Origin of the sequence: Roseivirga pacifica (assembly GCF_900111145.1) — a bacterium.
GTDB lineage: Bacteria > Bacteroidota > Bacteroidia > Cytophagales > Cyclobacteriaceae > Roseivirga > Roseivirga pacifica.
This window is the reverse complement of record NZ_FOIR01000002.1, coordinates 260,257-274,594: the sequence shown is the minus strand read 5'-3', so window position 1 is coordinate 274,594 and position 14,338 is coordinate 260,257. Positions and strand designations below refer to the sequence as shown.

Sequence of the window (14,338 nt, the reverse complement as noted above, 5' to 3'; positions counted from 1 at the left end):
CCTGTGTTCAGGGTATACGTTTTAAAGTCTCAAGAATACTTTCCATTCAGTCCATAGGTTTAAAGATGTTAAGTTTACCACAGAAAAAGGCCTCACTTTCATGAGGCCTAATGCTATTTATTATTTGGGATTAAATTAAGCTTATTTACCCTCGCCCATATCTTCTGGCTTAACGCGTTTTTTGTCCAAATTACTTACGCCATTGCTTAGCCAAACCGGTGCGTCCGCATCCATTAAATAATGATCAAAGTACTGCTTCATTCTAATCTGAAAGTCCTTTTGATTGGCTTCTTTCGTAAGGTGATGTGGTTCATCTGGATACGATAGTAAGATCACTTCTTTGCCCAACCTACGCGCCGTTTGGTAGTACTCCAACCCTTGATTCCAATCTACAGCACCATCGGCAGTACCATGTAAAATCAAGAATGGCGTATTGATCTTCTCCGCATGATGAATAGGCGATTGGCTTCTGTATAGCTCCATATCGTCCCACGGGCTCACACCCATTCTACCCTGCGACCATTCTATAATTGGCCCATTAAGATTTCCACTGCGCTTATATGCCACATTGTACATTGAAATTAGGTTGGTAAGTGGCGCACCCGTTACTACGCACGCAAACATGTCGGTTTGTGTGAGTATAAAAGAAGACTCATAACCACCCCAGCTATGTCCCTGTAAACCAATTCGCTGTGGGTCTGCATAACCTAGCTCAATCACCGCTTTAGCCGCACTTGTTACATCATCTAATGCTGAACTGCCCGGTTTCCCCATATCGTAAACAATATCTGGCATTAACACTAAATAACCGTTGCTGGCATAGGTAGACATATGTGGCCTATCGTCATAAGTTGGCATAGAATACTGGTGATGCCTCTGAGACATTTTCTCATAGAAATAAATCACCATCGGATACTTTTTGCCTTCTTCATAATCGGCCGGCAATGCTAATGTGGCCTGCAATTTATGACCGCGCTTATCGGTATAATCTACCAGTACCCTTCTACCCCATTTGTATTCCGCCTGTTGCGGATTGGCATTGGTGATTTTCTTTGGCTTCTTAAAGTCAGTACTAGCCACCCACAAATCCGGAAATTCCTCAAAGGTTTGTTCGGTGTACATGATCACGTTGGCATCTTTGGCCTTTGTAGGTCTGCCAACCATTTTATCTATAAAATGAAGTGCCTTTGGCTTCTTACCAACAGTCACTTCATAATAACCAGATTGCTTGGTCCACTCACCATAAGCACTCATTAACAGCGGTTTTGAAGTATCGTAGGTGTCTGCTTCAGGGTCAAGGCGTGTCAATCTGAAACGGATTTCGTTTTCATCGCCCATGCCTTGGGTAAGGTTAATCACCTCGTTAGAATTCATCGAAAATGCATAAATATCATATTTATGATTCATGAAAACCCAATTGCCATCTTTGGACCAACCCGCAATTCCATATACTGGTCGTTCCACCGGATAATCGAACTCCAGATTCTCAAAGTCAACATCAGAATTTGCATTAATATTGGTTGTTTTACCCGAATCGAAGTGATAAAGCTGAACCTGTGTGTCCTTGGTATAGGCGGCATATCGTCCCATTGGGTCAACACCCAAGTCGTGATAAACATTTTTAGCTATTAGTTGCTTTGCACCAGAAGTGGTATTAATGGCATACAAATCGGCATAGCCTGACGGTTGATTGCGGATTGCACGATAGTCTTTATCTACAGAGGCCACTGCCCATTTAGATCTATCGCTGGTGCGAACAAATGACATATCCTCCGTTTGCAGCTGTACAAACTTGCCATTTTCTAAATTCAATACTGACGTAAATGTTGCTCTTCTATCGCGGCCAGCCATTACAATTTGACGTGACTGAACTTCATCATCCTTCCAGTGCCAAACATCTACATTAGCTTTTAACTCATCTTCTTTCTTCGCTTCATCATCTTGCTCTTTTATGCCAAAAAAGATTTGTGATCCGGCATCATTCCAGCTCAAGCTGCTGTATTCGCTTATCACATGGTTTTCTGGAAAACCGTTGCCATTAGTGGATGAAAAGGTTTTTAAACTCGGTGTTGCACTCATACCACTAGCCAAGCCATTAGCCCAAGCAAGTGTGTTTTCCCTTTGCACTTTACCTTCTGGTTTAGTGCCAAAAAGCACCGCAAGTCCATCACCAGCTTCATTCCATGATAACTGGCTGTAGGTGTAATCTCCAGCATGTACAGGGAATGTACGAAGGCCATTCAAGTCAACTACAAAAAGGCCATTTCCCGCTCTGCCGTCAGCATCTACCAAATAGGCAAACAAACTGCCTGTTTCGTTAAAAGCAAAGCTTGAAACATTACCGATGTTCAGTGTATTGTTTCCCTTTAAGTCTTTTAGAATCAGATCACTTCCACCATGTTCTGCTTTTCTGTCTGCAGCATTTTTGTGAATGGCCACATAATTAGATGTATTTGAGAAACCGAAAGTCTTTACATTCTCAATTTGTTGAACCGACTTTGCATTCAGGTTATAAAGTTCAAAAGTGCTGGTTGCGGGTTTGCCTTGTTTTTTGAGCTTTTCAGCTTCTTTTTCAGGTAAATCTTTCAGGTATGCTACCCATAGGTTATCGTCAGAAAATGAAACACGTTTTCCGTTGACAGCACTGCTAACTGTATCTCCATCAATTTTTCGAACATATAGTTTGGAGTCTCCATCGTTAGGTACATATGAGTAGGTCATCCATTCGCCATTAGGCGAAATGGCTGTATTTCTTATACTATTCCATTGGCCATAATCTGCCAAAGTGAGTGGCTTTTTCTCTTGCCCCCTTGCGAGTTGGCCAATGCACAACAGCGCTAGAAGAAGTGTAAAAAATTGTTTTGAGGTAATTTTTTGCATAGCTGATGTATTTAAAATCTCAGTGTTTTAAATATACAGCTATTAGCCGGTGTCTAGGGTGCAATTATACTGGTGTGGAAATCTGTGTTTAAATGGTCAAGAAATAGCTCAAGCATTCAACTAAACACTCCAAATGCCCCTCTTTTCTATTGGCTTTTTATAGCCTTAGGCTAGCCAATTGTAAAACCAAAAAACCGGTAATCCATTTCGCTCAAAGCCTGAATCTGCATACCCACATATAGGTATTTTTACAGTAATAGACTTATACTTAGTCATTTACACTATACAAAACATAATAATATACCTATATTATATAACTATTCAACAAGACATTATATCATGGCAAAAAAACAACAAACATCGAAAAAAGAAGAGTCGAAGTGTTTTAAACTTCGTGATGACCTACAGCAAAGGCAGTTTGGCCTTGACTTCGGAATATACGATCTGAAAGAAAAGATTGTATTTATGATGAATCCAACTGCAAGTTTAATCCTACAGTATTTATCTACAGGTAAACCACACGATGAGATTGTATTGAACATTCAAATCGCGTATGGAAGAACCTCTATAAGTGCTGAAAGAATCAAATCCGACCTCCTTAAAACAGTTAAGTTCTTTGAGGACCTAGAGCTAATTGAAGCATTTGAACCTAAGGATTCTGACATACCAGAAGACTTGGCCATAACAGAATTGCAAATGACAAGCCTGCCAATGGAATATCTACCTCCTATGATAACAGGGTATTCTATGGACGATTTAAAAAAGGAGTATGTAAACCCTAAAAGATACTTCCTGGATACTTGGGGACCGATTAACAGCAATAACTTGGGTAGAAATGCTCCGGCAGCATTTTCCGATACATGGAACCCAGACACAGGTAGAGCACCTTTTACTTCATTCCAAAATCCTGTAGCTGCTTTTTCTGATACTTGGAATCCTGACACGATTAGCCCACATGCGCGTCCTACAGTTTCACCAGCCTTCTCTGACACATGGAACCCCGATACTGGGATGCACCCTGCATACCGACCTAACAACCCCGCAGCTTTTGTAGACACTTGGAACCCCACAGCTGGCAGAGTGCCTCAGTCTGCCGCTGCATTCTCCGACACATGGAATCCGAACACAGTAAACCCATATGCTAGAAATACTGTTGCTCCTAGGTTTTCAGACACATGGAACCCTGACGCTAACTATGCTAATGTAGGAAGACATGCATTTGGCGATACCTGGAACCCCAATGCCAATATAAACCCAAATAATATAGGCAGAAACATGATAAGGTTCTCGGATACCTGGAATCCAGATAATGCTACTACTGCCAGAACTCAGGTAATAGATGTTAGAAATGCAGATGGAACAATTTCTCGTTACACCAGAAATTCACAGCCTTCCTTAAGCGAATTACAAGAGAAGATGGCAAATGTAAGACCAAAGTTTTTAGACACTTGGCAGCCACAATTAGAGAAGCAAAAAGAGAATTTAGAGGCCGCAAAGGTTAAAAAAGGGAAAGACTCTATTAAGTAACTAAACATTGAATTGATTATGGCAACGCTAAATGATTTACGCGCTGTTGTTAGAGATATTCATATTACTAATAGCAGGCAAAAACGCAACAATGTAGTTACCAACACCATAAAGCGCGCATTCGACCGAGAGGCGAATGCCGCCTTTGGCCTGATCCAGGGTTTTTATCACCCAACAGACGTTACGTTCGCGAAAGGGCCTGATTCAAAGACAAAAGTATTGTTGATGAAGCCTGTTGGAGACCATTGCAATCTCAAATGCGAATATTGTTACGAAATCCAACGCCTTACTGGTACTCACGAAAAGGTAATGGGAGTTGATGAAATGCGAACATACCTGCGTAACCTGGTAGCGCATTCAGATATAAGTGATGTATTCCTTCATGGAGGCGAACCGCTTTTAGCCGGTAAAAAATTCTTCAAAGAATTCATTGACACCATTAAACAAATGGGGCTTTATGGTCAACTAACCTTGGGTGTTCAAACCAACGGTACGCTACTCGATCAAGAGTGGTGCGACTTCTTTATGGAGCACAACTTTAGCATTGGTATTAGTTTGGACGGTGACGAAGAGTTAAATAACAAACACAGAGTCGACCATAAAGGAAGAGGCAGTTATGAGCAAGTGATGAAAGGCATAAAGTTACTTCAGGATAATGACATGGTTTTTGGAATAATAACTGTGGTAGGATCAGAAACAGCTGCTATTCCCGGAATAGCTAAAAGGATTCTTGACCACCATATCGGCATTGGTGTAGACTATGTGGATGTGCACCCTGCATTTACTCCAAAAGACACTTCTGGTAACTCTGCTGACAGCAACATGAGTCGGGTTCAGTACACTTCATTTATGACAGAATTGGCTTATGCATGGGCACAGAGTTCCAACCCAAACTTGAGACTACGCTGTATCGAAGACATTATACAAAACCTAACAAACGAAAGATCAGTCTCTTGTTTCGCGAGTGGATATTGTACTAGTATTATTGGTGTTGATCCTTCAGGTGCTGTATCTCCTTGTACCAGGCCTTTTCATAATGAATACACCTTTGGTAATGCTGGAGAGCTAGATCTACAAACCATCGAACAGCAAGATGCATTTAAAAAGTTTGTTAAGAATGAGAGCAAAGGACAAGACATAACCAAAGCTTGTGAGTGGTCTGGCTTGTGCGGATTTGGCAACTGCCCACACGAACGTTTTACAGATGGCAAGCAAGACCCGGCAGGAAAACACGTTTACTGTTCTTGCCATCACGAAGATAACCCTAACAATGGTTATCCTGGGTTTTACAAAAATCTGTTTAAGGTGTTTCAAGAGTATCATCAGTGGCTACTTCAAACGGAATACGCATGAATATAGCTTTTCACCATATTCTAATTAATCAAAATGGAATAGCCCATTCTCCCCCTTTGGGAGTATTAACTTTAAAAAAAATACTGGAAGACAAAGGCTATACCTGCTCCTTCAATCAGTTTCTACATGTTAAAGGTCAATATTTAGACCCAAAACTGCTTGCACAGCAAATAATAGATACACCTGGAGCGGCAGCAATTAGTACAATGATCAACGGTCTGCCACTTTTAATAATGGCCTTAAGGCTCGTAAAACAACAAGCTCCAAACAAAACGGTAATTGTAGGCGGCCCTGGGTTTACTGGTGTAGCAGAAGAAGCTGCTAATAAGTTCGCAGACATTGATGTGGTTTGCTTTGGAGAAGGCGAAAAGCAGGTTGTTGAAATTGCCGAATGGCTGCACAAAAAGCGGCAAATTCAAGATGTTTCCGGCATTTGCTATCGTATTGAAGGTAAAGTTAAAAAGACACCACAGGCCGAAAGAATCGTAGCACTCGATGAGATACCTTATCTATCCTTAAATAATATTGATCTAGCGGCATATACTGGTTATCCAGTAATGTCGAGCAGAGGCTGCCCATATAAATGTTCTTTTTGTGATGTAGCTCCCTCGTGGGGAAGGCGAAATACCCGCAGATCAGTAGACCACGTATTGGACGAGCTTGATTATCTATACTACAAAGTCGGATTGCGAGATATTGCTTTTGTGGATGACCTTTTCATTATTAACCGAAAATGGGTAGAGGAATTTTGCGAAAAGAAATTAGCACGTGGTAACAAAATGACATGGAGAGCCAATGGTCATATTAATCTTTCAAATGAAAAGCTTATCGCTTTAATGGCAGATGCTGGTTGCAAGAGCATGTTTTACGGTGTTGAATCTGGGTCAAACTATGTGCTGAAAAAAATAGTAAAGCAATTCACTATTGAAAAAGCCACTTCAATACTTCAAATGACTCAGCAATACATGAAAACCAATTTGAATCTAATTTGGGGCTACCCTTTCGAAAAAACGGAAGACCTTGAAGCCACGCTGAAGTATCATCGTTTTTTCCAACAAAAAGGACTCAACTGTAGCCTAGTAATGCTGGCTCCATTACAATCGGCACCAATCACAGAAGAGTTTCAAGAATTGATTCTGAACTTTAAGTACCCAAATATCTTTATTCAAGACTATTATGAGCTTAAAGCTGAGTTCAGCCAACAGTTTGAATCATTACTACAAAGTGATTCTAAGGTTTTTAGCGCGTTCTATTCTTTTGCATCACCCAACCTTGCTTCTCACGCTAAGGTGGTAGACCACTACAGACATAGCCTGCAAAGTAGCAACGCCTATTTGACACCGCGCGAACTTTGGCAAGAAGTTTAACCTGTAGAAATTGTAGTTTGGAAACTAGCTGAACTCTGCTTACGGAATACTTTCAGCCTTTATGATACTTTTCGAATTGGGAGAATTGCCGTCCGCAACTCCCCCATTGATCTTTCCCTTGCTAAATAAACTACACCAAAACTTCTGAAGGTACTTAACCCTAACAATAAGGTGTGAGGCCTTCCGAGCCCTTATAAGTTCTCAAAATGAATCAATAAGATTGAAAACAAGAAGATGTTCTGGACACTCACACTTAACGATTCAAAAGTAGAGCATGCGCCACGAAATGGGGTATAACAAACCCGCTAAAAACCCTAAGAAAACCGACAAATGGACGCACTAAATTAGATGGCATACAACAAACCCGACATTTAAGATTGTTGAGCCTGTTGGGTAAATATTGAAGGGCTTGTTCCGAACTCTTTTTTAAAGCATTTTGAAAAATAAGATGGATTGGAAAAACCGGTTTGATAGGCTATTTCAGCGATGTTTAATTTACCTGCCAAAATGAGCTCTTTTGCCCTGTGCAAACGAACAGAGCTAATTAATTGATTTGGCGACTTGTTGGTTATAGCCTTAAGCTTACGCTGTAGTTGGCGCTCGCTCACGCCTATTTCTCTGCAAAGCATCTCTACACCGAAGCTTTCATTGCCTAAATGTTCATCTATACACTGCAATACATTCTCTATGAAAGAATCGTTTTTGGGAGAATTACTGAGCGGTCGCAACTCATCATTAACAGCCTCATCCAGAGAGTCAATTACACTAAAGAGAGCAAGGGGTTCTTCATTTACCGGATCTATAGTGGTTTTGGAAAGCGACATGTTTAGTCCAGCACCGGACAACAGGTACTTTACTCCTTGGGTGATCAAGATTTGATTTGGACCGCCATAGTCCAAGATAAGATCTATAAAGCGCTGCGTGGTTTTGCTAACAAAATGCGACTCATCAACCGCACCTTCTCTAATATGAATACCAACAGAAACCGGCAAATTGTATCTCCTCAAAGATTTTACAATTTCAATACTGGCGTGCGTAGCTTTACTAGGGCCTTCAAAAGTTGATATAAAACCTTCTTCGTTAAAGGCTATAATTCTACCACGGTATTGATGAACATACTTTTTTACAGATTCTTCAGCCTTTGCAGTTAATGGCTTTCCGCATGCTCTTGCTCCCAAAATAGTATAAAGTCTTTCCTCATAGTTTTGGACAGGGTTCACGCTTGAAATGAATGAGCGCATTTCGTCCAATACTTCTTTGGTATTGCCAACCCAAAAGAGGTGGTCGTTACCAGAGAACTCAACTAATCGTGCATCAGGAATACGCTCTTCAATAAACCTACCTTCTTCAATTTTTACATCAATATCATCGGTACGCTGCATCAAAAGCGTTGGTACCTTTATTGACCCAAGCACTTTAACAATGTCTACCTGAGTGTTCATTTTGGTAAGTACCAAGGCTGCACTTGGACTAGCACCAGAACGAAAGTAGTTGGCCAACCAATCCATGAAAGCTTTGTCGTTGGCTTTTGAAGGCGCTAACGATTCCAAGTTCATATCCCCACTACCCCAGCTATGCTCAATCATATCGTACACAGCTTGACGCTCTTCATCTGTTGGCGCCCATGGGTAGTCAGAGGCATATCTTCGCTTAGCGAATATTCCGAAAGTGATAAGAGAAATAGTTCTATCGGGATAGGTAGCTGCAAAAAGTGCCGAAACGGAACCTCCCTCTGAGTGGCCAAACAATACGGCTCTCTCTGAGTCCACCGCATCCATTACGGCCCGAATATCATCCATTCTTTCTTCAATAGTAGAAAGCTCTACCACCCGATCAGAAAGTCCTGTGCCGCGCTTATCGAAGAGAATGACACGGGCTATCTTGGCCAACTCACCCAAAAAATCAACCAGTTCCGGACATGCCCACATCCAGTCAATGTTAGAAACCCAGCCAGGAATATACACCAAGTCAATCGGCCCCGAGCCAAACACTTGGTAGGCAATATTGATTCTACCACTCTTGGTATACCGGGTAGCAGGCTTCATTATTAGTTGAGTTATTGGTTGATGACATTACTGGCATAAAGGTACAAACCCAACTAAAAGTAGCATGCATTATAGATGAATTTTCATTTTTTACATGACTATATTATTGCACATACCTAACAACATCTGCCAAGGTAAAATCACCATTTTGGCGTAAGCAAGCATCAGGTTGCCAAATGTCTCTATCAGCCATTGCCTCACACCCATTTGTCTCCACCGTTGGCTTTAAAAAACTATTGCAGTGCAAAAGCATTGTGCCGAATACTTCGGTTAAAATAGCCGAGCCTACACTGCCCAATCGCTTACCATTGTTTTTGATCGATGATTCAAGCATTATATAAAAGAAGAGTGGAGTGTGCTTTGACAACTCCTTGGCCATGGACGCTTCAAACTTTTTTGCTAAAACAGCCTCGATTTCTTCCGAGCTTAAACCATTTATTGGATATCCACTATTTTGAAGTGCACTAGCCACCTTTTGACCTGAAGGTAAATGCAGCACATAGCCTCTTAAGAGGTTTCTAAAAGCCAAAGAACGATCATTCTCCGAAGCAAACTTACCTACTACAGGATTGGGCAAGCGAATCAACTCATCAGTTAACAAATGATCAATAGACTTAGACATTACATAATTCTGGCATTCATTTATATCTAGTAGAAAGCTCCAGTCTACCGTAAGTGCTTTGGGCACCGCACTAAAACCCTCCGTACCGAATCGCTCATCAAACAACTCAATAGCAGGATAATCAGCATTAATGGGGTAAATGGACCTTACCAAACTATGGCCGAAACGGTAGGCCGCCACGGAAAACTCAACAGGCATGGTAATTCTACCGCAATCATCTACAAGCTTAAACTTGGGAAAGCCCTCTCCCGTTTTGGCTGCCTCATGGATTTCAGTATTTGCAAAATCGAATACTGCTTCATCGCAAACGCGTTTTAGAAAATCGTTCCAAACCAAATACTGGTAGTGATATCGCACATCTTGCTGGGCCTCTTCAAAGTTTTTGCCAACCAAACGCTTATTATGAAACTTGAGAAAGAGCAATTGCATTTGAGATACAAAGATGTTCTCATCGTTTCTTGGGTCCCCGATAAGTGCCGTGCCTACCCTATTTCTAGGCACATCATTGGGGTTCTCCTTATTACCAACCAACAACCTTCCTGGTTGGCTGTCATCGTACAGGTGCGGACTGGCTTCTGGGCCAAATCCATACACACAATCGAGGTCTAGCGAAGCCGAGCGGAGGTTGGGTAAACGATGTGTGTGCGGATTAACGCCACCACCATGCGCATGAGGACAACCAGCCAGAAAGTTAAGCTGATGTTTGGTCGGTCCACCGTGCAGGTCAGATGTGGTATCTAAGGTTACATCATGATCGATGAATTGTGCAAAGAAGGTATAAGCCGCTGGCACACAACTATCCGGGGTACTCAACCGCGTATCGTGCATAACTCCGTTTATTCCACCGAGTAGTGCGGCAATTCTTTCTACTTCTTCAGGTTTATCTTCAAGGTTGAGGTCTTCAGCCCAAGAAGTCTCATTGCAGAACATTCTGGAAAATGAACCTAATTCAAGGTGGCTGCAACCTCTGGCTTTTGAAACGCCATGCATTTGTTTTTTCGATTTGGCTGGAGTGTGTGACATAACAAGTTCTGTTTTGGTACAACTTTAATGAGATTAAAGATACGCCAATAAGACACTGTATATCAATACTATAAGAGTGGTATTTTTCAGAAACAAAACGAAGTTCAAATACATTTTTTTGCTCATAACCTGCTTTAGGTAGAAATACGTGATTTCAACCTGTTTCTGATAATATGTTTGTTTTGTTACCACAACTTGGCTTAAATTCATACCTATATTCTACCAGACACTGTATTATGCCAGTAAACACCACACTTCAACACGAAGAAACGAAGTCGGCTAAAGACACGTACTTCAGAAGCCCATCAGAGGCTTTGGCTCTTGCCTTAAGGCATCTTTCCAATGGCAATGATAATATTCACTTTCAGGTGGCTTTAGTGGAACCTGAAACAGCACCTGCCACAAGCGTAAACGACATACTCAAGCGAGCTCTAAGCGCCTTTGAATAAGAATTTGGACTAAGACATATTTATAACCAATAAAGCCCGCCTAAAAGCGGGCTTTAATTCTTTTATATCCTTCCTATTCTTCCTTTAAAGATTTAACCGGATTGATAGATGCAGCCTGGTATGACTTGGAGACCACTGTTAGAATTCCTACTCCAAACACTATTCCACAGGCAATAATAAAGACCAATGGATCGAGGTGTGTTCTAAACTCGAACTTGGCCAGCCAATCGCTGGTAAAGTAATAGCCTATTGGAACAGCTAAAATAAAGGCCATTAAAATCAATTTAGAATAGTCTTTAGATAGCAATACCAACACCTGACCTATGGAAGCCCCATGAACTTTTCGTACACCAATCTCCTTAGAGCGCTGCTCAGCAGAATATGATGCCAGGCCAAGTAAACCTAAACTCGATATGAAGATTGACACCAATGCAAAAATATTGGCCAAAGTCCGCATGGTTCGCTCATTCGAATAGCTTTCTGCATACTCTTGATCTATGTAAACGTATTCAAAATCTTCGGCTGGGTTCAATTCTTTTGTCACCCCTTGAACAGCAGCAAGCGCATCAGTTGCGTTTTCGTCCGTGCGGACTAATACTACGGATGACATGCTTGGATCTATACAGGTAATGATCAATGGCGCAATTGGCTGGTACAGATCACGCATATGGAAATTCTTCACTACACCAGCAATCTGTCCGTCAATCCCCCAAAATGAGAGCTTTTTACCTATTGGATCATCAAAGCCCATTAACTCTGCTGCCACCTCATTGATTAGAAAATTGGTAGAATCCTGCAATTGGCTATCAAAGTCTCTGCCTTGTACTATTTGCATTCCTGATGTTTCAATAAAATCCTCATCTGTTAAAAGAATATTGATCTCATATCCATCGGCAGGACTCTTTCCTTCCCAATTGGCTGAACTGGTGGACCGACCATAGTTCAACGGATTACCCGATGCACCAGACACAGCAGTAACTTGTGGTAGCCTTAGTAATTCGCTTTTATAAGTATCCAATCTACCAGCAAGATCTCCTTCAATCGAGACAGCTAACAGATTGTCCTTGTTCATACCAAGGTCTTTGTTCAATACATAGTCTATTTGTTTATAAACCACGGCTGTACCAATGATGAGCAATGTTGAAATGGCAAATTGAAACACCACCAAGCCTTTTCTGAAATACACAGCAAAACTAGACTGTTTCCTTACGCCACCTTTAATGGACTGCACCACACTAAATGTAGGCAGTAAAATGGCTGGGTAACTACCCGATAGAAAACCTACGACAAACGTTAAACCAAGCATAAAGTACCAAGTATTCATACTTAAAAAATCCAGCGTTAATGTTTTATCTACCAACACATTAAACAATGGAAGTATAAGCATTACTATGGCAACGGAAAGCGCCATAGCAACAGCCGATAGCATCATTGCTTCAAAGAAGAATTGTATGCGGATAGACTTCTTTGGGGCTCCCATAACCTTGCGTAAACCAATCTCTTTAGACCTTCTGCTCGACCTTGCCGTGGTCAGGTTCATAAAATTAATACAGGCAACAAGCAGCATAAAAACAGCAACCACTGCCATTATGCGCACATAGTCTATGCGGCCACCTGCAACTGCACCATTTTCAAACTTAGAGTAGAGATATCTGTTGGTAAACTGCTGGAGCATCAGCTCTTCATCACCGGCATTGGGGTTACCTTTTGTATGGTCTTTTATCTCCATCAAAATGCGATTAGACACGGCCTGAATCTTTGTTTGATCTGGAATCAACAAATAGGTTTCGAAAGCTCCATTACCCCAATCTTCAACCCATTTGTTTGCTGTAAAATACGCTTGTGCCGGAATCAGCCAATCAAAATCAATAGTTGAATCATTCCCCACATCCTCAAATACACCAGTAATTTGCTGCTCAAATTGACCATCAACTTTAATTACTTCTCCTAAGGCTTCAGATTGCCAGTTGCTACCGAATAGTTTTTCGGCTACGGCTCTACTTATTAGAATGTTGTTGGGCTCACTGAGTGCAGTTTCCTTGTTTCCATCTAGCAACTTAAAGGAGAACATGCTCAAGAATGAAGGACTAGCAAACCGGCCACCCTCTTCCATCGTTTCATTCGCTCTTTCCAGGCTCATATTCATTAACCAACTAAGCTGCGTTACTTCAGTAACTTCAGAATATTCAGCTGCTACTAAATCCCCTAGTGGTTTTGGAATACTGGTACCAGTAGAAACCTGACCGTTCGACTGTTTCATATTGCGAAGCACTTGGTAGATCGCATCTCCCTGGGCGTGAAACTTATCGACATTTTGCTCGTCCGAAACCCAGAGTAAGACAAGCATACTGGATACTATGCCAACAATTAAGCCTAACAGATTAAGTGCAGTGTAGCCCTTATATCTGAGGGCATTGCGCATGGCAATTTTAAAGTAGTTTTTAAACATAACGTTGTTGTTTTGACCTTTGAAAATATTGAGTGACCTGACGATACCTGGACGGAATAGAAGAAGTACATCCCAGTAAAACAGGCGTTTTGCTTTGTTTTGATTCTGTTGAGCTCTTTGACCGAAAAGCTCATTGATATCACCTTCTACATCCTCTAACAATTCGGGGCTGCAAAACCAGCGCAAAAACCGGAGCGGAAGTTTAGGTGGTAATATGGGCGCTTGTTTACTCATGCAAACTTAAAGTCGAAGGCTACGTTTGGAATGGCTTCCCATAGCTTTTTGCGGGTCTCCATTACACTTTCCAATGCCTTTTTGCCATAAGGTGTTACTTTGTAGAAGCGCTTTCGCTTACCCCCACGAATAGCGGTAGCCTCGCCAAACTCCGACTCTAAAAAGCCTTTCTTTTCCAACCTAGAAAGTGCCGTGCGCATAGCGCCAACACTCACTTTACGCTGTAGCCTTTCTTCAATATCTTGCTTTATGGATATTCCATAGGCATTCTCATAAAGCACAGCCACAGTTAAGAGTATTACCTCTTCAAACTCTCCTATCGATTGCTTTCCCATATTTTCTATTTAAGTCTTAAATGTAGCGAAAATAAATAAAAGTCCTAATTGTAT

General features: G+C 41.4%; 9 protein-coding genes. 4 read left to right on the top strand and 5 right to left on the bottom strand.

The window, feature by feature from the left end; all coding sequences use genetic code 11:
- Positions 1-141: 141 nt before the first annotated feature.
- On the bottom strand, positions 142-2,880 hold the full coding sequence (locus BMW98_RS10070) for an alpha/beta hydrolase family protein (protein ID WP_090258461.1): 2,739 nt from the start codon (positions 2,878-2,880) through the stop codon (positions 142-144).
- Positions 2,881-3,219: 339 nt separating this feature from the next.
- Between BMW98_RS10070 and BMW98_RS10065 the strand changes: the two genes are divergently transcribed.
- From BMW98_RS10065 to BMW98_RS10055, 3 genes are read left to right on the top strand one after another with little or no spacing between them, the layout of a single operon-like run.
- Positions 3,220-4,407 (top strand): PqqD family protein, encoded by a 1,188-nt coding sequence (locus BMW98_RS10065; RefSeq protein WP_090258460.1) that lies wholly within the window; start codon positions 3,220-3,222, stop codon positions 4,405-4,407.
- Positions 4,408-4,425: 18 nt separating this feature from the next.
- On the top strand, positions 4,426-5,760 hold the full coding sequence (locus tag BMW98_RS10060) for a radical SAM/SPASM domain-containing protein (RefSeq protein ID WP_090258459.1): 1,335 nt from the start codon (positions 4,426-4,428) through the stop codon (positions 5,758-5,760).
- A complete protein-coding gene (locus tag BMW98_RS10055; protein WP_090258458.1) occupies positions 5,757-7,127 on the top strand; it encodes a B12-binding domain-containing radical SAM protein in 1,371 nt (456 codons plus the stop codon). Before BMW98_RS10060 ends, BMW98_RS10055 begins: the two co-directional genes overlap by 4 nt.
- A gap of 371 nt (positions 7,128-7,498) precedes the next feature.
- Here BMW98_RS10055 and BMW98_RS10050 read toward each other — a convergent pair whose 3' ends face one another.
- Both BMW98_RS10050 and BMW98_RS10045 read right to left on the bottom strand, forming a co-directional pair.
- Complete coding sequence (locus tag BMW98_RS10050) at positions 7,499-9,172, bottom strand: alpha/beta fold hydrolase (protein WP_090258457.1); 1,674 nt, start codon at positions 9,170-9,172, stop codon at positions 7,499-7,501.
- A gap of 103 nt (positions 9,173-9,275) precedes the next feature.
- Positions 9,276-10,817 (bottom strand): peroxidase family protein, encoded by a 1,542-nt coding sequence (locus BMW98_RS10045; RefSeq protein WP_090258456.1) that lies wholly within the window; start codon positions 10,815-10,817, stop codon positions 9,276-9,278.
- Between the two features lie 236 nt (positions 10,818-11,053).
- On the opposite strand from BMW98_RS10045, the gene BMW98_RS10040 reads away from it, so the two are divergent.
- Entirely contained in the window at positions 11,054-11,266 is a 213-nt protein-coding gene (locus BMW98_RS10040) for a hypothetical protein (RefSeq protein WP_139177478.1), read from the top strand.
- A gap of 73 nt (positions 11,267-11,339) precedes the next feature.
- Here the strand turns inward: BMW98_RS10040 and BMW98_RS10035 are convergent, their stop codons facing one another.
- Positions 11,340-13,949 (bottom strand): ABC transporter permease, encoded by a 2,610-nt coding sequence (locus BMW98_RS10035; protein ID WP_090258454.1) that lies wholly within the window; start codon positions 13,947-13,949, stop codon positions 11,340-11,342.
- On the bottom strand, positions 13,946-14,284 hold the full coding sequence (locus BMW98_RS10030; protein WP_090258453.1) for a PadR family transcriptional regulator: 339 nt from the start codon (positions 14,282-14,284) through the stop codon (positions 13,946-13,948). Before BMW98_RS10030 ends, BMW98_RS10035 begins: the two co-directional genes overlap by 4 nt.
- Between the last annotated feature and the right edge of the window lie 54 nt (positions 14,285-14,338).

Excerpts from the sequence above, each read along its gene's own strand:
- BMW98_RS10070 (WP_090258461.1), bottom strand. The coding sequence starts at position 2,880 with ATGCAAAAAATTACCTCAAAACAATTTTTTACACTTCTTCTAGCGCTG.
- BMW98_RS10065 (WP_090258460.1), top strand. The coding sequence starts at position 3,220 with ATGGCAAAAAAACAACAAACATCGAAAAAAGAAGAGTCGAAGTGTTTT.
- BMW98_RS10060 (WP_090258459.1), top strand. The coding sequence starts at position 4,426 with ATGGCAACGCTAAATGATTTACGCGCTGTTGTTAGAGATATTCATATT.
- BMW98_RS10055 (WP_090258458.1), top strand. The coding sequence starts at position 5,757 with ATGAATATAGCTTTTCACCATATTCTAATTAATCAAAATGGAATAGCC.
- BMW98_RS10050 (WP_090258457.1), bottom strand. The coding sequence starts at position 9,172 with ATGAAGCCTGCTACCCGGTATACCAAGAGTGGTAGAATCAATATTGCC.
- BMW98_RS10045 (WP_090258456.1), bottom strand. The coding sequence starts at position 10,817 with ATGTCACACACTCCAGCCAAATCGAAAAAACAAATGCATGGCGTTTCA.
- BMW98_RS10040 (WP_139177478.1), top strand. The coding sequence starts at position 11,054 with ATGCCAGTAAACACCACACTTCAACACGAAGAAACGAAGTCGGCTAAA.
- BMW98_RS10035 (WP_090258454.1), bottom strand. The coding sequence starts at position 13,949 with ATGAGTAAACAAGCGCCCATATTACCACCTAAACTTCCGCTCCGGTTT.
- BMW98_RS10030 (WP_090258453.1), bottom strand. The coding sequence starts at position 14,284 with ATGGGAAAGCAATCGATAGGAGAGTTTGAAGAGGTAATACTCTTAACT.